At 60.2% G+C, this 24,074-nt stretch carries 22 protein-coding genes; 4 read left to right on the forward strand and 18 right to left on the reverse strand.

The window, feature by feature from the left end:
- Nucleotides 1-33: 33 nt before the first annotated feature.
- Nucleotides 34-720 carry a sugar transferase gene (locus IEV88_RS11255; protein ID WP_188158355.1) on the forward strand — a complete coding sequence of 229 codons (687 nt, stop codon included), beginning with the start codon at nt 34-36 and terminating at the stop codon, nt 718-720.
- A 14-nt stretch (nt 721-734) separates the two neighbouring features.
- Here the strand turns inward: IEV88_RS11255 and IEV88_RS11260 are convergent, their stop codons facing one another.
- From IEV88_RS11260 to IEV88_RS11270, 3 genes are read right to left on the reverse strand one after another with little or no spacing between them, the layout of a single operon-like run.
- Entirely contained in the window at nt 735-1,634 is a 900-nt protein-coding gene (locus IEV88_RS11260; protein WP_188158354.1) for a glycosyltransferase family 2 protein, read from the reverse strand.
- Entirely contained in the window at nt 1,631-2,758 is a 1,128-nt protein-coding gene (locus tag IEV88_RS11265; protein ID WP_188158353.1) for a glycosyltransferase family protein, read from the reverse strand. The genes IEV88_RS11260 and IEV88_RS11265 overlap by 4 nt, the downstream gene beginning before the upstream one ends.
- Before the next feature lies 1 nt (nt 2,759).
- Entirely contained in the window at nt 2,760-3,800 is a 1,041-nt protein-coding gene (locus IEV88_RS11270) for a glycosyltransferase family 2 protein (RefSeq protein WP_206711193.1), read from the reverse strand.
- A 123-nt stretch (nt 3,801-3,923) separates the two neighbouring features.
- On the opposite strand from IEV88_RS11270, the gene IEV88_RS11275 reads away from it, so the two are divergent.
- A complete protein-coding gene (locus IEV88_RS11275) occupies nt 3,924-5,225 on the forward strand; it encodes an O-antigen ligase family protein (protein WP_188158352.1) in 1,302 nt (433 codons plus the stop codon).
- A gap of 15 nt (nt 5,226-5,240) precedes the next feature.
- Here the strand turns inward: IEV88_RS11275 and IEV88_RS11280 are convergent, their stop codons facing one another.
- The 3 genes from IEV88_RS11280 to IEV88_RS11290 all read right to left on the reverse strand — a co-directional run bounded on the left by IEV88_RS11280 (nt 5,241) and on the right by IEV88_RS11290 (nt 9,936).
- A complete protein-coding gene (locus IEV88_RS11280; RefSeq protein ID WP_188158351.1) occupies nt 5,241-7,667 on the reverse strand; it encodes a GumC family protein in 2,427 nt (808 codons plus the stop codon).
- A gap of 118 nt (nt 7,668-7,785) precedes the next feature.
- The gene (locus tag IEV88_RS11285) at nt 7,786-9,087 is read right to left on the reverse strand and encodes an outer membrane beta-barrel protein (RefSeq protein ID WP_188158350.1); all 1,302 of its coding nucleotides are present in this window, start codon (nt 9,085-9,087) and stop codon (nt 7,786-7,788) included.
- Between the two features lie 234 nt (nt 9,088-9,321).
- Nucleotides 9,322-9,936, reverse strand: a complete 615-nt coding sequence (locus IEV88_RS11290; protein WP_229731461.1) for a polysaccharide biosynthesis/export family protein — start codon at nt 9,934-9,936, stop codon at nt 9,322-9,324.
- Nucleotides 9,937-10,157: 221 nt separating this feature from the next.
- Between IEV88_RS11290 and IEV88_RS11295 the strand changes: the two genes are divergently transcribed.
- Nucleotides 10,158-10,958, forward strand: a complete 801-nt coding sequence (locus tag IEV88_RS11295) for an undecaprenyl-diphosphate phosphatase (RefSeq protein WP_188158349.1) — start codon at nt 10,158-10,160, stop codon at nt 10,956-10,958.
- 247 nt (nt 10,959-11,205) lie between these two features.
- Complete coding sequence (locus tag IEV88_RS11300; RefSeq protein ID WP_206711192.1) at nt 11,206-11,490, forward strand: DUF1150 family protein; 285 nt, start codon at nt 11,206-11,208, stop codon at nt 11,488-11,490.
- A gap of 81 nt (nt 11,491-11,571) precedes the next feature.
- Here IEV88_RS11300 and ptsN read toward each other — a convergent pair whose 3' ends face one another.
- The 12 genes from ptsN to IEV88_RS11360 all read right to left on the reverse strand — a co-directional run bounded on the left by ptsN (nt 11,572) and on the right by IEV88_RS11360 (nt 24,006).
- Nucleotides 11,572-12,039, reverse strand: a complete 468-nt coding sequence (gene ptsN, locus IEV88_RS11305) for a PTS IIA-like nitrogen regulatory protein PtsN (protein ID WP_188158348.1) — start codon at nt 12,037-12,039, stop codon at nt 11,572-11,574.
- Nucleotides 12,040-12,179: 140 nt separating this feature from the next.
- Complete coding sequence (gene hpf / locus IEV88_RS11310) at nt 12,180-12,773, reverse strand: ribosome hibernation-promoting factor, HPF/YfiA family (protein ID WP_188158347.1); 594 nt, start codon at nt 12,771-12,773, stop codon at nt 12,180-12,182.
- Nucleotides 12,774-12,871: 98 nt separating this feature from the next.
- Nucleotides 12,872-14,395 (reverse strand): RNA polymerase factor sigma-54, encoded by a 1,524-nt coding sequence (rpoN, locus tag IEV88_RS11315; RefSeq protein WP_188158346.1) that lies wholly within the window; start codon nt 14,393-14,395, stop codon nt 12,872-12,874.
- 56 nt (nt 14,396-14,451) lie between these two features.
- Nucleotides 14,452-15,216, reverse strand: coding sequence for an LPS export ABC transporter ATP-binding protein (gene lptB / locus IEV88_RS11320; protein ID WP_229731462.1), 765 nt, complete (start codon nt 15,214-15,216; stop codon nt 14,452-14,454).
- Between the two features lie 69 nt (nt 15,217-15,285).
- Nucleotides 15,286-15,807 (reverse strand): LptA/OstA family protein, encoded by a 522-nt coding sequence (locus tag IEV88_RS11325; RefSeq protein ID WP_188158344.1) that lies wholly within the window; start codon nt 15,805-15,807, stop codon nt 15,286-15,288.
- A 39-nt stretch (nt 15,808-15,846) separates the two neighbouring features.
- Nucleotides 15,847-16,599: an LPS export ABC transporter periplasmic protein LptC gene (gene lptC / locus IEV88_RS11330; protein ID WP_188158343.1), complete on the reverse strand. Its 753-nt coding sequence runs from the start codon at nt 16,597-16,599 to the stop codon at nt 15,847-15,849.
- Nucleotides 16,600-16,735: 136 nt separating this feature from the next.
- A complete protein-coding gene (locus tag IEV88_RS11335) occupies nt 16,736-17,350 on the reverse strand; it encodes a ribonuclease D (protein WP_188158342.1) in 615 nt (204 codons plus the stop codon).
- A gap of 353 nt (nt 17,351-17,703) precedes the next feature.
- Nucleotides 17,704-20,409 carry a DEAD/DEAH box helicase gene (locus IEV88_RS11340; RefSeq protein WP_188158341.1) on the reverse strand — a complete coding sequence of 902 codons (2,706 nt, stop codon included), beginning with the start codon at nt 20,407-20,409 and terminating at the stop codon, nt 17,704-17,706.
- Nucleotides 20,410-20,413: 4 nt separating this feature from the next.
- Complete coding sequence (locus tag IEV88_RS11345; protein ID WP_188158340.1) at nt 20,414-22,102, reverse strand: site-specific DNA-methyltransferase; 1,689 nt, start codon at nt 22,100-22,102, stop codon at nt 20,414-20,416.
- 107 nt (nt 22,103-22,209) lie between these two features.
- On the reverse strand, nt 22,210-23,328 hold the full coding sequence (locus tag IEV88_RS11350; RefSeq protein WP_188158339.1) for a tyrosine-type recombinase/integrase: 1,119 nt from the start codon (nt 23,326-23,328) through the stop codon (nt 22,210-22,212).
- Entirely contained in the window at nt 23,283-23,807 is a 525-nt protein-coding gene (locus tag IEV88_RS11355; protein ID WP_188158338.1) for a helix-turn-helix domain-containing protein, read from the reverse strand. Before IEV88_RS11355 ends, IEV88_RS11350 begins: the two co-directional genes overlap by 46 nt.
- Entirely contained in the window at nt 23,797-24,006 is a 210-nt protein-coding gene (locus tag IEV88_RS11360) for a helix-turn-helix transcriptional regulator (RefSeq protein ID WP_206711191.1), read from the reverse strand. The genes IEV88_RS11355 and IEV88_RS11360 overlap by 11 nt, the downstream gene beginning before the upstream one ends.
- Nucleotides 24,007-24,074: the final 68 nt, after the last annotated feature.

Consider the following 24,074-nt stretch of genomic DNA (forward strand, 5'->3'; position numbering starts at 1 on the left):
ATGGGTCAAAGTAAATCCGACGGATGGTGCGTAATGACCGAGATCAAGACTTTCGATGGTAGCGTTTTCGATATTGCCGATGACAGCGTGGAGCGCGCCTTTTCAGGTATCGACGGTCTCGCAAAACGCGCCTTCGACTATACCGCTTCCATCAGCCTGATCCTGTTCACCCTGCCCTTGCTGTTCGCCATTGCCGTCATCATCAAGATCCAGGATGGCGGCCCGATCCTGTTCAGCCACAAACGCTGCGGCCAGGGCGGCCGGCTGTTCCCGTGCCTGAAATTCCGTACCATGCGGACCAATGCCGACAAGGCGCTGGAAGACCTGCTCGCCCGCGACCCGGCAGCGCGCGCGGAATGGCATCGCACCCGCAAGCTGCGCAACGATCCGCGTATCACGCCGATCGGTCGCTTCCTGCGCAAGTCGAGCCTCGACGAACTGCCGCAACTGTTCAACATCCTGCGCGGCGACATGTCGCTGATCGGGCCGCGCCCGGTGACGACGCAGGAACTCGACCGTTACGGCGCCCTGCTCGCCTATTACTATGCCGCCCGCCCGGGCATCACCGGCATGTGGCAGGTCAATGGCCGCAACCGCCTGTCCTATGAAGAGCGAGTCATCTATGACGCCGAATATGTCCGCGACTGGACCTTCGCCCGCGATGTAAAAATCCTGGTAAAGACGGTGCCGGCCGTACTCAGCTTCGACGGAGCCTGCTAGGGCACTCGCGACGCCTACTTGTCCGCGTCCGCGTAGAGCGCCTCTTCGCGCACCTTGAACAGCGTCGAGACGACACCGGCATGGAACGTGCCGCGCAGGACCCAGAAATTCCTCTTCTCCTTCGACCATGCAGACAGGCCGGCCACGCTATAGCACCAGGCCGTTTTCAGCGCCGATCCGGCGATCATCGCCATCCGGCCGCCCTCCGCGCGGGCATGATAGCCATAGCTCTGGCCGGCCCGGAACCTGCGTTTCGACAGCCAGTCCCAGGTCAGACGCGACGGCTCTACCGGCTCGAACACCATGGCGGCGGCGGCAATACCCATGGATGCGCCGGCCCGGTGGGCACGGAAGAAATAGTCCGTATCCTCGCCGCCGGTCAGCCCCTTGGCGATGTCAAAGCGCAAGCCATCGAAGGCAGGCGCCTGGCGCCGGATCAGCGCGTTGCTGGTGTGACCGGTCTCGACGACGCCATCGCGGGCAAGCGGAATGTTCGAATGATAGTCCCGCGCAACGATCCAGGCCGGGTCGTCCGGTCTGTAGCGGGCGATGGACGGGCCGAAGACCGCATCGAACGGTCCGTGTTCGGCAACGCGCAGCAATTGACCGAGCCAGTCCGGCGGCGCGGTCTCGTCATCGTCGATGAAGGCGATGTAGTCACCCGTCGCTTCGTCGAGGCAGGCATTGCGCGCGATGGAGATGTTGCGCGCCGGAGCATGGACATAGATGAGCGGTGTCTCGATCCGGGCCGACAGGGCGACCGCCAGCGGCTCGGCGCTGCCGCCTTCGTCATTGTCGGCGATGATGATGCGCAGGCTGACGGCCGGGTCGAGTTCCTGGGCAGCGACCGACAACACGGTCTTCTCGAGGCTGGCCCGCCGGAAGGTCGGGATGCAGATGTCGATGGCTTTCATGATGCGGCCCTTTCCTCCCGGACAGACAGGGCCGCCGTGAGCATCCGGTCGATCATGTCGGTGGGCTCGACGAAGACATCGTCCGGCAGGGCAAGGACCGTGCGCTGTGCGCCGGTGAGTGACGCCCGGTCGCTATCCAGCTCCCGTAACAGAACCGGCACGGATGATTCCACAGGCTCGCCGACCGCAAAGCCGGTCCCGTACCGCGCCAGCCAGCGGGCGGTCTCTGTGCCTTCCGGCGCGATGGCCGGGACGCCGAAATAGCCGCCTTCATAGAGGCGGTTCGGCAGCAGGGCTTTCGAATTGAAATCGGCCTGATAAAAATCACCGGCCCAGACGAGATCGACACCGCCATAAAGGCGCGGCAGGTCGTCGGGCCCGCGATAGGCGCCGGTGAACCGGATATTGCCGATCCCCTCGATCGCCTTTTCAAACCCCTCGATCACCGGCTTGCCGGCGATATGGATTGTCACCTGCGGCAAGTCCCGGGCGATTGTCACCATCATGGCGAGGGAGCGGCGGCAGCGCAGAACGCCGAACCAGCCGATCGTCAGCCGCGCGCCCCCGCCCGGCAAGGCTTCAGGCCGGGGCGGCAGGCTACCCGCGGCAATGCGGTTTTCCAGCAGAAACGGTGTATACGCACCGCCATGATAGCGAGAGAAATACTCGCGTTCGAAGGCTGGCGATGAAATGACGAGCAGGCTCGACTGGCGCAGCAGCGAGCGCTCCATCCGCCGCAGCATCGCGGCTGCCGGGCCCGGCGTGGTCAGCATGTGGTGGACATCGAGGCATTCATAGATCAGGGGTGCCGTCGCCCCGGCGCGGCGCTTGGCAAGGCTGGCGCAGATCATCATGTCGAGATTGCGGGCGATGATCACATCCGCATCGCGCAGGACCTGACCATGCATAGCGGCAATCTCCGCGCCCTTCCAGATCGAGCGCAGGCGCTGGACATAGGCGGCATCATAGGTACGGCCGAGGTCGATATTCTCCCACGGCATCCCGGTGACCGCGCCCCGGCGCATCATCAGCCCGGTCACGTCATGGCCAGCCGCGCTGAGCGACCGCACCCGTCGGGCAATTGCGGCGTCATAGGTGTCATGGCCAAAATAGGCGATCCGCATGTCAGACCTCTCCGTTACGGTGACTACGGAAAACCTGGGCGAGGAAGCCGAGCCCCCAGGCGGTGTGCATCACGCCCAGTACCGGCCCGCACCACAGCGCGCAGGGCGAGCGCTTCAGCACCGGCATGACCAGCGACGTACCGGCCAGCAAAGCCAGATAGGCGGACGGCCAGACAAGGCCGAGCGGCGTAAATGGCAGGACCAGGATCGAGAACGCCAGCAGAATGATGTTCAGGACCGGGATCATCTGGCGCAGGCGCGGCCGTTCGCGGTTCTTTAACACGTTGCGCGCGCGGCCGCGGCCATAGCCTGAATATTGCCGCCACAATCCGGCGACGGTGTCGCGCGGGAAATAGCGGATACGGATCGTCGCATCGAGCCAGATCGTGCCGCCATCGCGGCGCAGGCGCGCGTCGAATTCGGCATCCTCGTTGTGACTGAAAGTGGTGTCATAGCCGCCGAGCGAGAGGAAGCGATCGAGGCGCATGGCGGCATGATGACCATGGTCGACATAGCCCGACCGGGTGCCGCCGCGATGGGCCGACCCGCCGGAGCCGAGCGGCGTATCGACGATCCATGCATTGGCTGCCTGAAAACAGCCCTGCCCGACCGCATCCATCGGCACGACCAGGCTGTCGACACCCTTCGCTGCCATCGCCTCGGCGACGGTGATGACATAGCCCTGCGGATAATCGGCATGGGCATCGCAGCGCACGAGAATATCGCGCCCCTCGCCGGCGGCGCGGGCAACGGCGTTGACACCGGCGGACTGCAACCGGCCCGGATTGTCGATCAGGCTGATATTGGGAAACGCCGTCGACAGGGCCGTCACGATGTCCTGCGTACCGTCGGTGCTGCCGCCATCTGCGACAATGAGGGAGACATTTTCCAGGGCGTCCTCGCCTTCCAGAAGCGACCGCAGACAAGCCTCGATGACCCGCGCCTCGTTGAGGACGGGCACGGCGACAATTATGCGGCGGGCGAGCGCCGCGCGTGGCTCGTCTTTGGTCGTCATGCCGGTCATTTCCAAGGATCCATCCATGGGCAGAAATCTAGCAGCACTGTCTTGCCGCCACGTTAAACCCGCAAAAGCCTGAAAGCGGTAAACCATCCCTTAACGCCGGCTTGGCACACTCCATTCCTGACTTCAGCGAAGACGAGAGCCATGCCCTTTCCGCAAACGCCTGCCGCTTTCCGCAATATGGCCCTGATGCCCGGGCAGCGGCTCCTGTCTGCCCGGCTGCAGGCCGGGCGCGGCTCGATGATCGACGAGGCGCTGGCGATCGCGATCTTCCTCGCCATCCCGGTGGAGTTCACCGAGCTTGCCTTCCTGCGCCTGCCGCTGCTGGCGCTGATCCTCGGTCTCGCAGTGCTGGCCTGGCGCGATCTCGTGCCTGTGCTGCGCCGGGGCTGGATCTTTTTCCTGATTCCGGCGTTCTGCCTGATCTCCGTCCTGTGGAGCGCGTTTGCGTTCGAGACCATTCGCTTCTCGATCTTCACCGCTTTTGCCCTCGTCACGGCGGCGCTGATGGCGGTGCGGCTCGACCACCGCCAGATCGTCGTCGCCCTGATGCTGGCGAAACTGCTGATCGCCATCGCCAGCCTGATGTTCATGGAACAGACCTATGTCGGCGGCTTGAATGGCGGCTGGGCGATCCTCGGCCTTTATCCGCACAAGAATGTTCTCGGCGGCCACATGGTGGCGATGATGATCGCCGCCACCGTCATTCTGTTCGATCACCGCTATGAGAAAATCTGGCGTATCGCCGCCCTGCCGACACTCGGCCTCGGCGCCTTTTTCGTGTTCAACGCCCAGTCGGCAACGGCGCTGGTCCTGATGGCGCTTGGCTGCGCGGCGGCAGCGACCATCGGCGGTATCTGGCGCCCGGCGGCGGCGGTGCGCGGCCTCAGGACCATGGTCCTCGCCGGCGGCATCTTCGTTACCGCCGCTGGCGTGCTTGCCCTGTCGAGCTTCAGCCAGACCGATCCATGGACCTATACGCTGGAAAAGCTGGGCAAGGATTCATCGTTGACCGGTCGCACCGCGATCTGGGACAGGGGGGATATCATCATCGAGCAGCACCCCGTGCTCGGTGTCGGCGCCGATGCCTTCTGGCGCCCCGGCGTCGGCCAGGCCCGCCAGATCGTCGGCATGTTCGGCGACAGCCCGGCCAATCAATTCAACTTCCACAATGTCTATTACGAGGTGACCGTCCACACCGGCTATGCCGGGCTGACCCTCTATCTGATCGTGATGGCGATCGCCCTGTATATTCTGGTCATCCACTGGTGGCGCAACCAGCGGGCCATCGATGGCTTCTTCATCGCCATGCTGGCGGTCATCCTCGCCCGCTCGCAAACGGAATCGGAAATGTTCCTGTTCCTGTCACTGTCGATGGTCACCCTGTGGACGGGCGTCTTCCTCGCCATCCGCGACCAGGTCGAGCGGGACGGCAAAGCCGCCTGACAAAGGTCAGGCTTATCAGTCGTGATAATATTTCTGGTGGGTGGCGTAATAGCCATAGCTGCCGTCATAGCCATACGCGCCCTGAGCCTTGGTATCGACCTGGGTCAGGATCGCGCCGAGCAGCGGCGTCTTCAGCTTGTTCAGCACTTTCATCGCCGCTTTCGAGGCCCGCACGGGCGTCTTGCGCCAGCGCACGACCAGCATGGCTATGTCTGCCGTATCAATGATCGTGCGGGTGTCGGCAACGGCGTTGACCGGCGCGGTGTCGAGGATGATCAGGTCATACTTGGTCTTCAGCATGGTGATCATCGACCGGAAGGCAGTGGTGTTGAACACGTCTTCCTTGCCGGGATCGTCGCCGGAGACAGGCAGGATATGCATGTTGACGCGAGGGTCCTTCTGTATCGCCTCGCGCAGCTTGGCCTTGCCGGTCAGGACTTCCATCAGGCCGGCGTTCGTCTCGTTGACACTGCCCGACAGGATATGACGGCGTACGTCGCAATCGATGACCAGCACCTTGTCGCCGGAGATCGCGCAGATGCGGCCAAGGCACATGGCGGAGACGGTCTTGCCTTCGCCGGACACGGCAGAGGACAGCGCGACGACCCGCGGGCGGCCATAGTCGCGGTTGATCAAAATGTTTGAGCGAATGGTTCGATAGGCCTCGGCAAAGGCAGACATTGGCCGCTCGACGAGATAATCCTCGGGCTTCATCCCGGCAGCCTTGGCGGCGAAGATGCCGCTGCTGATCGACGGTACGGTCGTGATCATCTGGGTGCCAAGCACCCGTTCGATATCGTCGCCGGTACGAATGCCATTGTCGAAAACCTCGGCGAGGACGATCAGGAACAGGCCGAACGCGCCGCCCATGATCAGCCCGAGCATCATGTTCAGCGATTTGTTCGGATAGGCCGGTGCGCGCGGGATCGCTGCGAGGGAGGCGATCGAGGCATCGGCCTCGGTCAGGGCTTCCTGTTCGCTGACCTGCTTGGTGCGCGACAGGATCTGCTCGTAGAACTCACGCGTGGCCTCGGCCTCGCGCTCGAGCTCGCGCAATTCGACCAGCGCCTTGTTGTTCGTCGCGAGCTCGCCGCGCATCCCGGAAAGGGATTCTTCCAGCGCCAGGACGCGCTGGCGGGCGATCTCGACCTCGTTCTGGATCGACGAGACGATTCGCGTGATCTCCTGCTCGATCTGGTTTTGCAGGTCAGATTCCTCGCGCTCGATCTTCTGCATTTCCGGCCATTCCGGACCATAGCGCGTGGCAAGCTCCGACTTGCGGCGCGACAGGCTCGCCATTTCGGCACGAAGCTGGCTGATGACCTGGGAGCCGAGCACTTCAGTGATCGTATCGGCGCTGCGGCCATTGTCGATTTCATTGCGAACCGCATTCAGCCGGGCGCGGGCTTCGGCAAGATCGGCGCGCTGAGCAATCAGCTGGGCATTCAAATCCGAGATCTGCTGCTCGGTCAGGCTGGCGCCCTCGGACTCGAACAGGCCGTTCGCTTCGCGATAGGCCTCGACCTTGGCTTCAGCGGCGCGCACCTCGTCCTGATACTGCGCGCGCTTCTCGTTCAGCGTATCGCGGTTTCGCTGGATAAAGTCGAACTTGGCCTCGAGCTGATGGACCAGGTACTGGTCGGCAAAGGCATTGGCGATTTCCGCGGCCTTGGCCGGATTGGTACTGACATAGCCAATGTCGATCATATAGGTCAGGCCCGACCGCGTCGCCGACAATTTGCCCATGACGGCGTTGACCGTGCCCTCCTGCTCAAGCCGTTCGGCGAGCTGCGGATCGACAGCGTCTTTCTCGACCTGTCCCGGCATGAGCCCCTTGATGAAACCCTTGATGCCGCCAGCAGGCTTGGTCTCGCCGGCCGCAGCAGGGTTGAATTCCGGGTCATTATAGAGCCCGAGCTTCTCGGTCACCCGTTCGGCGATCGCGCGCGACTTGATCAGCTGCACCTCGGTATCGACCGAGGCGGAGTCTGCCGGCAGGCCGGAGATCATTGCCGAATAGTCGAGCACCTGCTTCTGGCGCGAATCGATGACGACGGTCGCATGGGCAGCATATTTCGGCGTGATCTGCCAGGTGAAGATCATGACGAGGGCGAGAACCGTGATCGCCCCGCCAAGGAACAGGCCGAGGCGACGGCGGAAGATCGCCCACAGCAATGGCAGGTCGATCAGCACGTTATCGCCGGATGGCTGGAACGGCTGCTGAAAGGCCGGATACGGAGCGTAAGGGGCTTGCGGCGCTTCCTGCCGCGGCGCAGTCCAGCCCTGCTGACGCTGGTGGTAAGTATCCTCTTGCGGCTGGTCGCGCCGGATACCGCCCGGAGAGGTCGCCGTCTCGACGTCGCTGCCTGCAGGCGCTTCGCTGCCCGTATGGGCTTCGCTCCGGGCTTCGTGAAAATCGTGAACGACGCGACGAGAATTCATGTCTTTTCCTGTTTCCGTAAGCGGGGCTGCGCGTGCCCCGGCCGGGGGTATTTTCCGGCGGGCGCAGCCTCGCGCCGCGCCGGTACTGTTTCAGTCCGCCGGCCTGGCGGCCCTCGCGCTAGCGCTGGGCCGTCAGGGTCAGGAGGATTTCGTTGGTTTCGTAATCGCGCAGGAAGAAGGTCGGCGCGGTCGCGGCATTGTCGACTTCCTGTTGCTCGTAGGTGTATTCGAGCTTGGTGCGCAGATAGCGGTTGATCAGATATTGTCCGGCGAGGTTGATGCCATAGCGCTCCTCGGTGCGGTCGATATCCTGATAGTCGCTCTCGCCATAGCCGGCGGTCGCCGACAGGATGATATTGCGGCGCAGCTCGTAGTCGAGCCCGGCGCTGATATCGCTGGCGATATAGCCGCCTGCCTCGGCAAGGGCGGACGCACGCACATCGCGCGATGCCAGCAGGCGGGCGGTCAGCGTGTCGGTCGGGAACCACTCGACGGCGCCATCGAGGCTCAGGCCGTCAATCGCCTCGAGCGCCGGATCATCGAACTCTTCCTGCAGATAGCCGACGGCAACGGAACCGCGGGCAAGGCGGGTGATGTCGAAATCGACACCGGCAGAGATCGTGTAGCCCTGGGAGTCACGGTTGATGCCGGCAGGCGTCAGCGTGTCGTAATTGCGCTCCGTATACGTTCCGCGCAGAAACACGGACGAATCCCGGGTGACCGCATAACCGGCCTGCAGGAGAACCGAGGCCTCCTGGCGGTCGCGGAAATCCTGGTCCAGCTCTGCGCCGGTGACGAAGTCCTCGGCATCCTGGAAATCGAAGTCGCGGTAGTTCAGGCGGCCGCGATAGCGGATGCGGCCGAGCTCGTGCTCGATCCCGCCATAGACAGAAGCGCGCTCATACTCGACCGGGTCGACCGACAGGAACGCCGTGTTCGTCGCCTTGCGGTTCTCGTGCAGCAGGTCATAGGTCGCCCCGGCGACGAGCGCCATCTGGCGGCGGACATCAAGACGGCCATCGGCAAAGACGCCGTAATTGACGACATTGTTCTCGTCGAACGCGTCATGCTTCCAGGCTTCGACATAGGTGCCGCCGGAGAGCGAGTGGCGGTTCCAGTCGCTGGCAATCCGCGCGCTCGGGCGCAGGATGAAATAGTAATCGTCACGGTCGCCGAATTCGGGGCTGACCTCCTCGCTGACGGCGAAGACGTTGTCGGAATAGCCGGCCATGAGATCGACCTTGGGCTTGATGATGAAGCTGCCGGCACGGATGCCGGGCGCGTCATAGTCGGGCCGGTCGCGCTGCAGGACGCTGACATTGCGGTCGCGGGTGAACAGGGATTGCGCCATGGCGCTGTCGGTAACGACCATTGCGCCGAGGACCGCAAGACCGGTCATTAAATGCTTCGTACTGGACATACTCTTACCCCTCCGGGTCATTTGACAGGCAATCCGTCTGGCCACCTGGCCGGTTTTGGCACAGTCCGGATCATCGATACCGGTAGACGTGCAAACGGGATGCCTGCTGACATCTATTAGGCGAAATCACCTTAATCCTTGAGGATATAACGATCTGTTAATCACGACAGATTTCGTGAGATCAGGCAGTTGTTGTCATGTTCGCGGCGATCGGCGCCTTTTGCCTTGGCACGATCAGAAGATCCGCTCACCGATCCGGATCGTATCGCCGGGATTGACCTGTATGGTCGAGTTGAGCGGATGGCGCTGCTCTTCATTCTCGCCGGCGCGGCGGATATAGACATGGCGCTGGTTGGCGCGATAGGTGAACCCCTCGGCCGTGGCGACGGCATTGAACACCGTCAGGCCGGAGATATAGGGATAGGTACCGGGCCGGTTGACCTCACCAAGGATATAATACGGGCGGAAATCCAGGACCTCCGCGCTGACGCGCGGATCGCGCAGATAGGCACCGCGCAGGGCATCCGCGACGGAGACTTCGAACTGACGCACCGTCTGGCCGGCGGCGCGGATCTCGCCGATCAGCGGCATCGAGACGAGGCCGGAACCATCGACCTGGAACTCGCCGGTCAGGCCCTCTTCCTCGAACACGATCACCCGCAGCTTGTCGCCGGACCCGAGCTTGTAATCGTCGAGCGAGCCAGGGTCGGCCACGCCGGGCTGCGCGCCGGCCTGTATCATAGCCGGATTCTGTGCTGTCGCAGGCTCCATTGGTGAGGAACCGATTGGCGCAGACTGGCAGGCGGCAAGCATGAACAGGGCGAAGACAATGGAAATCAGGGCTCGCATGGATCATTCTCCTTGTATTCAGGATAGGTTAAGCCGGGCACGCTAAACAAAGGCTTAAATGGTTACCGGCCAGCGTCTGTATGCGTCAGCCACGCAAGAAGTCTGCCAGCGCCATCTTCCTGCCACGGCAAACCGAAAGCATGCTGGCGGACCGCCTGAAGCAGTCTATCAACGGCCCCGAATAACAAGATCGAAAAACGGCAACATAAAAGACCTCGCCCATGCCCCTCCTTCAGTTGATCATCCTTGCCATCATCCAGGGCCTGACGGAGTTCATTCCCGTCTCCTCCTCGGCCCATCTGGTTCTGGCGCACTATCTCGTGCCGGGCTGGCAGGATCAGGGACCACTGATCGACATCGCCGCCCATGTCGGCACGCTCGGCGCGGTGATGATCTATTTCCGCAAGGAGACCGGCCAGCTTGTAACCGGCGGCATTGATGTACTGCGCTTGCGCGACAGTCAGGAGCGCACGCTTTTCCTGCTGCTGGCGCTGGCGACGGTGCCGCTCGTCATCGCCGGGGGGCTTCTCTACCTGCTCGATGCGACCTGGCTGCTGCGCAACCCTTTCATTATCGGCACGTCCTTCATCGTGTTCGGCATCCTGCTGTGGATCGCCGACCGTCCGAAGCCGGAACCGGCGAATAACACGCTGTCGATCCGCAAGGTGGCGCTGATCGGGCTTGCCCAAGCACTCGCGATCATTCCCGGCGCAAGCCGGTCGGGCGTGACCATTACAGCCGCCCGCTTCCTGGGCATGGCGCGGCCCGAAGCGGCGCGCTTTTCCATGCTTCTGTCGATACCGGCAATTCTCATTTCCGGTGCCGTCGTCGCGCTCGACATAATCGCCGGCGGAGCGACCGCCACGGCAAGCGATGCCCTGATCGTCGTCATCCTGTCCTTCCTCGCCGGCTATGCGGCCATATTCGTGTTCATGAAAATGGCAGAGCGCATGAGCTTCACGCCCTTTGTCATTTACAGGCTGGTTTTCGGGACAATTCTCATTGCGGTTGCACTGATATAGAATGTTACACTTGCAATGTTATATAGTTACACTATATTGACGGTATAGATGTTGCATCCGCCTTCAGGCATCTCGGTGATCCTGACAAGCCTTTACGGTTTGCTAGAAGTTCTCTGATACAGTTTCAGCATCAGTCGTTGGGCACTCTGTTTCAAGTCAGTCACTGAACTGTGAGGAATGCGTTCGCAGCGTTGCGGCGTTCCCGACTGTATATGTCATATGCGCCGGGGTGAAAGGAGCTTGTGAAATGAGAACCGATAAGAACACCGATAATATGCGTGATATGAGCCACCAGGCCTTTGCCGAGTTTGGCTCAAGCAACCTCGTTTACGTCAAGCCGGTCATCGCCCGCGACGTGATGGACGATTTGTCCGACGAGGAAGACCGGCAGATTACCGCGCACATTACCGACGAGACCGTGCTGTATGCCCTGCACGCGGCAGACGGTGTGCGGCTGGCCCTTGCCGGCGACCGCGATCTTGCCTTCGCTGCGGCGCGCCAGAACGAGATGACGCCGGTCAGCGTCCATTAGAGCCAGTGTCCACAAGGCATAGTGTCCACAAGGCGCGACGCCTGGCCAGACGATCATCAAAGCATTAAGGCAGGCCCCGCGCTACGCAGCGCGGGGTTTTTCCTGTTCAATGACGATCGCAAACAGCGCATCGTCGGAAGAGGCCCCGCGCATGGCCGCGCGCACCTCGTCGCTGCGCATCAGGCGGGCGACTTTGGACAGGCTCTTCAGGTGCATGGCATTGGCGCTTTCCGGCGCCAGCAGCATGAACAGGAGATCAACAGGCTGGTCGTCGACAGCATCGAAATCGACGGGCCTCGCCAGCTTTGCGACGATCCCGACCATGTCGTCGAGATCGGCGAACTTGCCATGGGGAATCGCAACACCGCCGCCAACGCCGGTCGAGCCCAGCTTTTCGCGGGCGATCAACGTATCGAGGATGGTTTCTGCGGCGATGCCTGTCAGCTTGCTGGCTTTCTGGGACAGCAGCGTCAACGCCTCGCGTTTGCAGTTGGCATGAAGATCGACCATGACATGGTCAGGCGCCAGCATACCCTTGATTTCACTCATTCTTACTCAAACCTCCAAGCAGGGTGGTCCCACTGCCTGATGCGTTATCCTGCCTTTGATGCCAGAACCGTGCCGCGGCAAGGCGGCACGCTGGCCTGATAATTTGTTATTGCCCAATTATCGGCATAAGGGTGGGGCGTTTACGCCTCATCCTTACCGGTGTCAATCCACCCGATATTATTGTCGGGACGGCGATAGACGACGCTGATCCGGTTATTCGCGGCATTCTTGAAAACGATCACCGGCTGGTCGGAGATGTCGAGTTGCAGAACCGCCGTGCCAACGGTCATGGTGCGCAGTTCCGTGGTGCTTTCGGCAATGATGATCGGGTGCGGATCGGCGCCATCATGGCCAACGTCATCCTCGTCCTCATCGGCTTCCAGGGGCTGCAGGATATAGGACGGGGTCGTCTCCGCCGGCAGCGCCTCCTTGCCATTGGCGTGATGGTCCTTCAGGCGGCGCTTGTAGCGGCGGACGCGCTTTTCGAGCTTCTCAAGGGCATCGTCAAAGGCGCCATAGGCATCGTGGGCATCGCCCTGGGCGTTGAGGAACACGCCGGAGGCAAGATGGGCCGTCGCCTCGCAGCGGATCGACGAGCCATCGCGCGCAAAGGTGACCTGCGCCTCGGCCGGGCGGTCGAAATACTTATGCACGCCGCTGGAGATCCGGTCCTGTACATGGGTCTGCAGCGCTTCGCCGAGTTCGATGCCTTTGCCGGTGATATTCACGTCCATGGGAGTGCTCCTTCTGTTTATAAGTATAATATATTTCAAGGACCTGCCATCGCAAAACATTCGAGGCAGCCGCAGGGTTCACCACTGTATATAGGAAATCAGATCGCCTGTTTCTTCATCCGCCGACGCTGAACCGACGACGGGATGTGCATCGCTTCGCGGTATTTCGCCACGGTGCGGCGGGCAATATCGATATTCTCGATCTTCAACAGCTCCACGATCCGGTCGTCCGACAGGATCGCGTCCGGGTCCTCGGCGTCAATCAGCTCCCTGATGCGATAGCGCACGGCCTCTGCGGAATGGGTCACTTCCCCGGTTGCCGCAGCGATCGAGGCGGTGAAGAAGTATTTCAGCTCGAAAATGCCGCGCGGTGTCTGGATATATTTGTTGGCGGTGACCCGTGAGACCGTCGATTCATGCATCGAGATGGCTTCGGCGACCGCTTTCAGGTTGAGCGGCCTCAGATACCGCACTCCCTGCAACAGGAAGGCATCCTGCTTGCGGATGATTTCCGACGCGACCTTGAGGATGGTGCGGGCACGCTGGTCGAGGCTTTTGACCAGCCAGTTGGCGCTCGCCATCTGTTCCGACAGATAGGTCTTGTCGTTTTCCGGCAGTTTCCGGTCCGTGCTGAGCCGGGCGAAATACTGCCGGTTGGCAAGGACTTTCGGCAGGGTTTCCGCGTTCAGTTCGACCCGCCAGCCGCCATCATCGCCCTCGGTGACGATCACGTCGGGGATGACGACCTGGAGGTCGTCGCGGCCAAAGGCATAGCCGGGCTTTGGTGTCAGCGAGCGAACCTCGGTGATCAGCTGGACGATGCGCGGCTCGCCAAGACCCGTGGCCCGGCGCAGGCCGATCCGGTTAGCCGCGCCCAGAAGGTGCAGGTTTTCCAGGAACCGTTCCATCTCGCCGTCAAAGCGGCCACGGTCGATCAGTTGCAGCTTCAGGCATTCCTGCAGATTGCGGGCCCCGACGCCGGCGGGCTCGAAGCCCTGAATATAGGTCAGCACCCGGCGCACATCCTGGTGGGATATGCCGAGCCGGTCCGCGACTTCCTGAATATCGGCACGCAGGTAACCGCCCTCGTCGATCATGTCGATCAGATGCGCCCCGATCAGGCGCTCGACCTCGTTACGGGTCGCCAGCATCAACTGGTCGGTGAGGTGGTCATGCAGGGTTTTCTCGCGCGAAATATTGGCCGCGCTGTCGAGGTCGGAATAATCTCCGGACTGACGCTGACCGGTACTCGACCAGTCGGTCAGGCTTGCATCGGCGCGCTGGGTTTCCAGCTTTTCGGCCCGCGACGCATCCGGATCGACGCTGTCATAATCGCTGTCGATGGACTGGTCGGCCTGGCTGGAATGGCCGTTTTCGAAGGAAATCTCGCTGTCGGCAGACTTGCTCTGGCCGTCCTCGCGGGTGGTGGCGGCGCCGTCGCCGCGTTCCGGCTTGCTGGCCCGCTCGTCACGCTCGAGGAACGGGTTTTCCAGCAGCTGGGTCTCGACGAATTCCTGCAATTCCAGGTTCGTCAGTTGCAACAGCTTGATCGCCTGCTGCAGCTGGGGTGTCATCACCAGCTGCTGGCCCTGCCGCATCTCCAGTTTGGGTGAAAGCGCCACGTGTCCCCGTTGTTCCATCCATACAGGCCCTGATTGGCCCGACATCAGGGGACACTCTACAACGCGAAGGTTTCTCCAAGATAAACGCGGCGGACATCTTCGTTGACGATGATCTCGTCAGGCGTGCCCTCGGCCAGCACCTCACCCTGGTGGATGATATAGGCGCGGTCGATGATCTCCAGCGTCTCACGGACATTGTGGTCGGTGATCAGGACGCCGATGCCACGGTCCTTCAGCTCCGCGACCAGTTCGCGGATATCGGCGATGGCAAGCGGGTCGATCCCCGCGAACGGCTCATCGAGCAGCATGAATTCAGGGCCGGTTGCCAGCGCCCGGGCGATTTCCAGACGCCGCCGCTCGCCGCCGGACAGGGCCAGGGCAGGCGATTTGCGCAAATGCTCGATCTTGAATTCCTGCAACAACCGGGTGATCAGCTGGTCGCGCTCCTTGGCGTCCTTGAACACCAGTTCGACAACAGCGCGCAGGTTCTGTTCCACGGTCATGCCGCGAAAGATCGAGGCTTCCTGCGGCAGATAGCCGATACCGAGCCGCGCCCGCTGATACATCGGCAGCTTGGTGACGTCAAAGCCGTCGATATAGATCTTGCCGCGATCGACCGGCGCCAGGCCCGTCATCATGTAGAAACAGGTGGTCTTGCCGGCGCCGTTCGGACCGAGCAGGCCGACAACCTCGCCGCGCTGCACCGACAGGTTCACCCCATGGACAACGGCGCGGCGGCGATAGGATTTTTGCAAATTGGTCGCGACCAGGCCCTTTTCAGGTCCGGTATCGGTCTCGCTCGCTGTTTCGGTCTTGCTCATGGCACCATCCGGCATTGTGCAGTCAACCTGTCATTTCTCTGGGTGATGCGGTGATACGGCAGTCAGCCGTCAGTTGGAAGGGGCTTGATCCTCGGTGAAGAAGACACCACGGACGCGCGAGCTTGCTTCATTGTTGAAGATGATCTTACCGCTATCGAGGAAATAGGTCATTCTCTCGCCGGTCATGACCTGGCGGCCCTGGACGACGACGACATTGCCGGTCACGACGATGGTCTCGTTTTCCTTACGGTAGATCGCCTGATCGCCGGAAATCGCCTCGACGCCATTGGTATAGCGAATGCCCCCCGTCGCATCGACACGATTGAAGCGGCCCCCGCCAATGCCGTAGATCTTCAATTCCGGCGCAGTCAGGATCACTTCGCCCTGGACCACCTGGACGTCACCCGTCCACAGGGCATAATCCTCGTTCTGGAAGGCCTCGAACTGGGCACCGGTGATGTCGATGGGCGCGTTGGAATTCTGCGAGAACTGCGCGGCAGCGGTCCCGAACAGCATGGCCGGTACCAGCGCGCAGACGATACCGGCACGGCCCGCGGCGCTTGACCCCACATCCCTGAACATTGAAAACATGTGCTTATTCCCCTCTCTCGAACAGCGAAATGGCCGTTGTCATTCTGAATCCCCGTTATCCGAAGTGCCTGCTGCCGCATCGCCATCCCCGTCAGTCCCGTCCGGCGCATCCGCCCCGGCCTGATCGGCGTCGCTGTCATCAGTCTCTTCTTCGGATACATTATACCGCATATGCGCGTTACGGAAGACAACCTTGTCTTCATCGCGATAGGCCGTCATGCCCTCGGCCGAAATCGTGCCCTGCGCGCTCTTGCCATAGACCTGGACATCGGACGAGAAGGTCCGGTTTTCGAGGCCGATCTTGCCGGTCTCGGTTGTCAACTCGAAATTGTCAGCGCCGATACCCTGCCGGATCTGGACATTGTTGCGCAGGTCGACGGTCTTGTTCTCGGCACTGTAGAGCCCTTCGAGGGCCCTGATATATTCTAGCCCCTGCGTGCCGAGATCCTTGAACGCTTCAGGATTGGCGAGGGCAACGAGGTCTGGCGTATCCGGGCTCTGCTGGGCAGCGTCGGCGAGCAGTTCGAAGGTCCGGCCGGCGGCGTCTTCGCCGACGAAGCGCGGCTTGTCGAGGCGCATATCCTCGGTCGCAACGTCAAGATTCTCGAACTGGTTGACGAAGCTGTTGTCGATGGTCTGCGGTGTCGCCATCACGACATAGGTCGAGGCGAGGGCGACGATGAACACGGGCAGCACGACACGGGCAGAGCGCACGACCACGCTGTGCCGGCGCGCCTGACGCTTCGAACAGCGCCGTTCGGGGAGGTTCGCTTTTTTTAAGGACGGGCCCATCGGTTCAGATCCACTTGGCTTCCACACGCTCAAATCATTGTGCAGTGCATAACAAACTTGAGCACACATTTATATGCACTGGGCAGCATTTTCATCATAACTGACCATAATTTAAGGCAGAATTCGGCCCGCTGGATTACGAATGGGAAAAGATATCGACATCGTCCCAGCCGGCGAGGTCGAGATAGCATCGTGCCGGCAGGAAGCCGAAACAGGCCCGGGCCAGCCCGGTGCGCCCCTCGCGCTCCAGCATCTGGTCCAGCTGCGACTTGATTTCGTGCAGGTAAATCACGTCTGCCGCGGCATATTCCTTCTGGGAATCGCTCAACTCGGCCGCGCCCCAGTCGGAGGATTGCTGCTGCTTGGACATCTCCACGCCGATCAGCTCGCGCACCAGTTCCTTCAGCCCGTGCCGGTCGGTATAGGTGCGCACCAGCCGCGAGGCGATCTTGGTGCAATAGATCGGCTTGGTCTCCACGCCGAGATACTGCCGGAAAACGGCAAAGTCGAACCGGGCAAAGTGGAAAATCTTCTCGACGGCCGGATCGGCCAGCAGGTTTTTCAGGTTCGGCGCGTCATAGCTCGAGCGGTCGAGCTGGACGAGGTGGGCATCGCCGTCACTGCCGCACAGCTGCACCAGGCACAGCTTGTCGCGCAGCGGGTTGAGCCCCATTGTCTCGGAATCCACGGCCACAGCTCCGGAGAAGGTCAGATTGTCTGGCAGGTCGTTCTTGTGAAGGTGGATTGTCACCGCGGGTCGCTCCTCGCACATTTCCAAAAGCCATTGATAGGGGCGCGAGCGCCTGATGGTCAATGTTTTTGAAGAGAAGGCCGGCTTGTCGTCGCGCCTTCCGTGGCATTTGCCGCCGAAAAACGCCCCTGGCACTATATGTTCACTTGACCTGTTGAAGAAGCCGCGCCCCTTCCGGGGCATTCAAAGTCGTCAAAATGTCACCGGCATTTCTGATCCGCGTCGCGGACCGACTTTTGATGGTGCCAGGAGAGGCATCGAATTTACAATTCAGTGCGTTGTTTTTTCAACGATTTTTTAAATTTGGTTTTGCCTGTACCAACAAATGTACCAACAAATTTATCCGCTTGGCATTACTTGCCGGTCTCTATCACCCGGTCGATAGCCTTAAAATCCCGGCGCGTTGGCATCACGAACAGGCATTGCCCGCCACTTGCGTCTGCCCAAAGGTTCCCGATTTTCAGCTTTTCCTGTTCGGATGGATTATCAAACCGGTCGGCACCTTTGTATTCGACTACCAGAATTCGACCATCATGCAGCATGGCAACAAAGTCGGGATAGAATCTTGCGCTCGGCAATTGCAGCCAAAAGCTGTTCGGTTTGCGGTCCACATTTCGCAGCCAGTACCGGACGTCTGGATGCTCATCCAGATGACAGGCGCAATCGAATTCTTCCCCATGGGATTTCAGGTCTCCGATAATGGGGAAGTAGTGGTGGTCGAATTTCCGCGCCCCCCGATAAGGCGGATCGGGAATGTATTTGATCTCATCGAAAACTATGCCGATTTCAGCGCTCGTCTCGAAGCGGGAGGCATCCGCCGCGAACAATGCGCCATAGCTCTCTTGTTCACGCTTCTTGCGCAAGTCCTCGATGGCTGTTCGCAGTTCTCGTACTACCGCATATTTATGGCGCGCCAGCTCATCCAGCGAATAGCCGCGCGCCTCCATGACCTTTTCAAGAGCGGTCTGGATGAAAATTCTGGCGGCAGGCTTCGTCACGTCCGGATGATGAATACCCTTGTCAATCCAGTTCACAAGGCGCGGCAAGGTCCAGGCGGGTTCACGGACTACAGCGGCAAGCTGGCCTTGCACCTGTTCAATCGTACTGATCCGCAGCTTGCCCTTCTCGTCAATATCGACTTCACCGCCAATACCACCGTCCTTGATCCTGAAGGTTTCCAAGAAACGCGCCGGGTCGCATGCTGCAAGATTCCAAGGCAGGTCCAGAAAATGATCGGGCGTGAACAGCTCCAGTTCACCCTGCCGAAAGACGCCAAGGCGGGGCACGATGAAAGGCGGCTTTTCTGCATCGCCCTCCGGCAATTCGGTCTCTGTGATCCTGTTTGAGCGCCTGAACAGCCGGTCAACCTGCCGGTCGGCTCCCTTCACTTTTGCGGTGGTCAGGATAATCAGGTTGCGATCCTCTTTCGACATTCGACCGCGCACGGAAAGTTTGCGTGTCCCGCCATCGTAACTGACCCGCTCCTTCAGTTTCGGCGGCAATTTGGAAAGCACCGTTTCCACCGCCTGTTGTGTCGTGGTCTCGTCTTCCGGTAATGGCTCGGCATCATACACGTAATCGGCAGGATCTTCAGCGAGGTCATAGCCGCCATGATTCTGCACCATGTCCTTGGCTTCGAGCCGCTCGAAACCTGCCCCATCCACCAATCCGTCGCGAAGGCTTGCAGCGGCAGACTGGAAGCTCTTGGAGGCAACGAAGGCATAGGCCCTGTTCAGTTCCTCCCGGCGCTTGCGCACGGTTCCCGGCATGCGCAGCACCCGGCCCAGTATCTGTTCAACAGCGGTGGCCGAACCAAGCTCGGCAACGGAACACAACACATAGGCAAACGGGCAATCCCACCCTTCCTTCAGCGCCTGCACCGTTATCACATAGCGAACCGGGCAGTCCCGCGCTTCAATATCTTCGATATCGTCCAGCTCCTTGAAACCGACGCCATGCAGCGCAATCTGTTCGCGCGGAATATTCTTGTCATTTGTCAGATGCTCCAGCAGCGTTTCCGGCACGATCCGGTGTGGATCGTTCTTCGACTTCGCCTGTGCCTGAAAGAGAATAATCGGGCGTATATAGGCGCCGGTTTCGGCTTCTTCCGCCTTCGCCATTTCTTCTAGCTTGGCGCGGGCATCGAGTGCCTTGCCAACAGTCTGCCGCCAGTCCGGATCGGTCTCCAGCCGGATCGGCATCTTGATCATTTCGGCCGCTTTCAGTTCCGCCGCTGAAACGTGAAACAGCACGTTGGACGCATATTGCCCGTTATCCGGGTCATTCTTCAGTTGCGGCGTTGCCGTCAGCTCCAGGATCACAGCCGGCTGGAAGCGCGACAGGGTTTCATAGGATAGCGGGGTACGCGAATTGTGCGCCTCGTCCACGATGACCATGGGGCGGTGGAGGCGAAGAACATTCTCCAGCGAGGCAACCGGGCGGTTCGTACCCTCGACCATTTCGAGACGCATCTTCTGTGCAGCATCCAGCCCGCTGAAATGGTCCATCAGATTGCCATTGTCGCGATAGACCCGCCGGGCATCACTGTCTTTGTCCTGTTCCACACGGAAAGCCTGCATCGTGGCGACGATGATGCACGCGCCACCTTCCGCATCAGGGCGCGAGAGGGAAAGCGCCTCATCCACCGTCATGACACTCAAATTGCGCCCAAAATTTTCTTCCAGTGCAGCGCGGTAGGGGTGGTCCAGATTGCGAAGCGCATTCAGCGTCTGGTCGCGAATTGTTGTGGAGGGAACAAGCCATAGCACCATGGGATTGTCCGTCTGGAGATAATCGCGCGCCACAACACCTACGCTATGGGCGGCAACCAATGTCTTGCCGCCGCCGGTCGGGATACGCACACAGACATACGGCGTGCCGCTGGCCACATCAGGCGCTTCGACATAGCCGCGACCGGTACGCGCAGCGAAGGCTTGCGCTGCAGGCGTAATCGCATCGCCTTGCGATGACGCTATATCGCCTATGCGCTTGAGATATTTTGACAAATCGTCAAGCGCCTGTAACTGATAATTGCGGGGCTCAAAGTTGACTTTCGCCATACCGTCAAGCCCCATTTATCTGGTACGGAATCTGCTTGAACACAGCGCCCGCCGATTTCAGGCGATCTTTTGAAACGGTGCACCCTTCGCCATAGATGATTCGTGTACCTCCAAAGCCTTCCGGCGCAGGCGGCAGGGCATCGAGCCGGTCGGGCGTCAGCACGTTGCCCACCGCCTCGCGTGGCGTTTCGGCATGGGTTTCGTCAAAGAGCAGATAAACCGCCCGGTCCTGAAAAGTACCAAGAAATTCCGATTGCGCCCGCTGTGGGATCGGCACACCGGTTTCGGAAAAGAAGATATGGGCAGCAAGGTCCGGGAAGGTGACTTCGCTCTCTATGTCGCCAAATTCGTCGAAAAGCGGCACGCCCAAGCTACAGAAGCGGAAGCCCCCGCCTTGCCCCTCTAAAGGCTTCTCGTTGTCACCGCCTTTGTTATAGCCGTCAATGACGCGACGCAGCCGCTCAGCGGTAACGTCGGAAGCTATATTTTTATCCATCTCTATAAGGATGAAACGGCGTTTACCGCCATCTTGTTGGTTGAGTTCGAGGACTGCATGACCAGTAGTACCTGACCCAGCGAAGGAATCTAAGACTATGTCGCCGGGCTTCGTAGACATTTTTAGTAGGTACTCAATCAACCGTCGCGGCTTTGGATAAGTAAACTCAATACCGAGTTCCTTTAGCTCGGAGGAGCTTTCCTGCACCGAACCCATGTTGTGCAGGACGGAAAGCACGTGGCTTTGGCTTTCATTTCGTTTCTTTCGATTGAACAACGCACCTGACTTCGTGATATAGAAACTTGTAAGTTGCCCTTTGCGGTCAAGTAACGGGTTGAACCTTGACTGAATAAATAGCTCGCACATGGCTTTCGAGCTCCACCCGCTACGAAGGTCGACTGGATGTTTAAGACGGAAGTTCTCAACCTCTATTGGCTGATCGAATTGAGGCCAAAAATCGCTTGAAGGGACATCTATAACTCCCTTCTCAAAATCTGCCGGGAAACCCTCCGGCAGGGTAATTGTTGAAACTGGATTTTTTGGCCCGTTCTTAACAATTGTATTTACAATTTCTGGGTTTGATAATTTAGAGTCGTCGTCGATGTTAGGATCAACCAAAGCAGGTAGGCCGAAGCTGCCGCGACGCTTTTCAAATATCAATATATACTCATGATATTGCTTAATCTTGCTTTGGTTATCGACGTTACCTTCATTCACCCATATCAATGAACTAATGAAATTTGACTTGAAAACTTCTTGTAACAGATAACGTAGCGCATGAATTTCGTTATCGTCTATACTGACCAAAATGACCCCGTCGTCTCTGAGAAATTCGCTTAAAAGACGTAGACGCGGATACATCATGCAAAGCCATTTATCATGGCGCGATAAGTCTTCGCCCTCCTTGCCAACTACGGAATTAAGCCAAGCGCTGATTTCCGGCGAGTTGACATTGTCGTTATAGACCCAGCCTTCATTGCCTGTGTTGTAAGGCGGGTCGATATAGATGCACTTCACCTGCCCGGCATAGTATGGCAGCAGTGCGCGTAGCGCCTCCAGATTGTCGCCCTGCACTAGCAGGTTGCCCGCATCCGGATCGCCCGCTGACAGCTCGCTATCGCAGTGGATAAGCCGATAAGGCACGTCCCGGTGGTGGTTCACAACCGCCTGTTTCCCGATCCAGTCCAGCGTCGGCATCGCCTATCCTATCATTCATTATTCATCACGAAGGCCGCAATCAAATCGGAAGCCGCCCCGGACCGCAAGTTGAAACTGGCCATCACTCTAAAGCGCAAGCGCCACCGCTACCTCCCCTTCCGCGCCGCGAGCAATTTTTCCATCCATTCGAGCGCCTCCGGCGGCATGTCGGCTTCCACCGCCGCGCCCGTCTCCGGCTGTGACAGGCCGGACATGATTTCGCCGACGCGGAAGTCGGCGACCTTGCCATAGCTGTTCAGGCTGGTCCCCAAATTCTCGTGGCCCAGATTCTGGCTCCACGCCTTCAGTGCCTCACCGCCCAGCTTCAGCCGGAAGGCCTCTTGCATCAGCGTGTGGCGGAAGCTGTGGGGATGGAAATAGGACAGGCCCGCCGCCTCGAACCGCTCCCGGAAAATGCGCCTGATCGCGCTGGCATCGCTCCAGTATTCCGGCTTCACGCCCGCCGCCGTGAACAGGCCGCCATCGCTCGCCACCGCCGTCTGGGGAAACAGCGGATCAGTCTCGGCATAGAGAAGATCCGATTTCAGATAGGCCACCCAATCTGCGACGATGGCGACCAGGTCTTCGCCGACAGGGAAGAAGGCGGTGCGCATGGTCTTGGACGCCTTGGTCTTCACAAGGCGCGCATCCTGAAACACCTCTCTTTGCTCGATACTGACATTGCCAAGCGGCAGGGACGCCATGGCCGCGTCCCGCATGCCAGTGAGGATGGCGAAGGCGAGAAGCGCCCTGTCGCGCCGCTCCACCGCATTTGCGGCGGGCGCGGCGGCGATGGCATGGCGTATCTGGTCCAGGGTCGGGACGGGCCTGCCCCGCGTCGCGGTGGCCACCCGTTCCTGCTTCCGGCTCATGCTGAAATATTCGGTGTCGGCATAGCTGACCTTCTGGCGATAGCCCGGCTGGATGGCGAGCCAGCGGAAGAATTCCTTTACCGCATTCAGGCGGGCGCGGATGGTCGCCTGCGACAACGGCTTGCCGGTGCGCTCGTTTCTCGCCGCTTCCAGATCACGCTTGAACTTGCGCGCCTGTTCAAAATGGAAGGGCGCAAAATCGCGGTGGCCGATGGACTTTTCATAGAGTGACAGCGCCGCCGCGACCTGCGTCGTGGTCTTCTCGTCCTGGCCCTTCGCGCCCTCCAGCCAAGTGAGGTATTCGCGCTTCAGACGGGTGTTTTTTGCCGGTGACTTGGCGGATGATTTGGGCATGTCTTGCCATCCTCTCTGTAGTGAACATTCAGGCAGGGGTGAATACTATCCATTAGGTGTTTGAGGTGCTGCGGCGCTGATACGGTGAAAGCGGTGGCAAGCGCGGGCAGCCTGGCGAGAGAGAATCGCTTGTGCATGAGAGTTGCGCAGTCTTCACACAGTGCCCGGATGTTGCAGGAAGCGCGATTGCCGGTGAGAATTTCGCACTCGCCAAAAGCGGCCTTCCGGGGCGTGCGGCACTTCATGCAGAACCATTCATCGGGCGCGCATTTATGCCGCTTGGGCTGGCGCGCCTTGAGATAGGCTTTCAGGGTTTCCCCCTCGACCAGGATCGGGCGGCTTCCATCGACAGGCAGCAACTCGCCTGCCCTGATCCACCGCAAGACGGTTTGGCGGTGCACTTGCAGCTTGTCGGCAATCTCGCTGACGGTGTAGGCGCGGTGGATGCTGAAGGATCGCCCGTTGAGCCTACGCGCCATCGACCGTCACGCCCGTTTCGATCAGCGCGTGAATGTCTTCAGCCCGCCACACGGTCACCCGTGCGCCAAGCTTCAAAGGTTGGGGGAAACGCCCGTCCTTGATACCGGCCCACCAGGTGGACTTGGAAACAGGTATCGGCCCGACAGGGGCGAGGATTTGCTTGAGCCGGACAAAGCCGGTTTGGGGAAAAGACGGCACGCATGCAACTCCTTTGTCGCGTCGTACCACGCCCACTATTGGACGCCCCAAAGATCCCCTCATATTTT

The organism is Aquisalinus flavus (assembly GCF_014640095.1).
Taxonomy (GTDB): domain Bacteria; phylum Pseudomonadota; class Alphaproteobacteria; order Caulobacterales; family Parvularculaceae; genus Aquisalinus; species Aquisalinus flavus.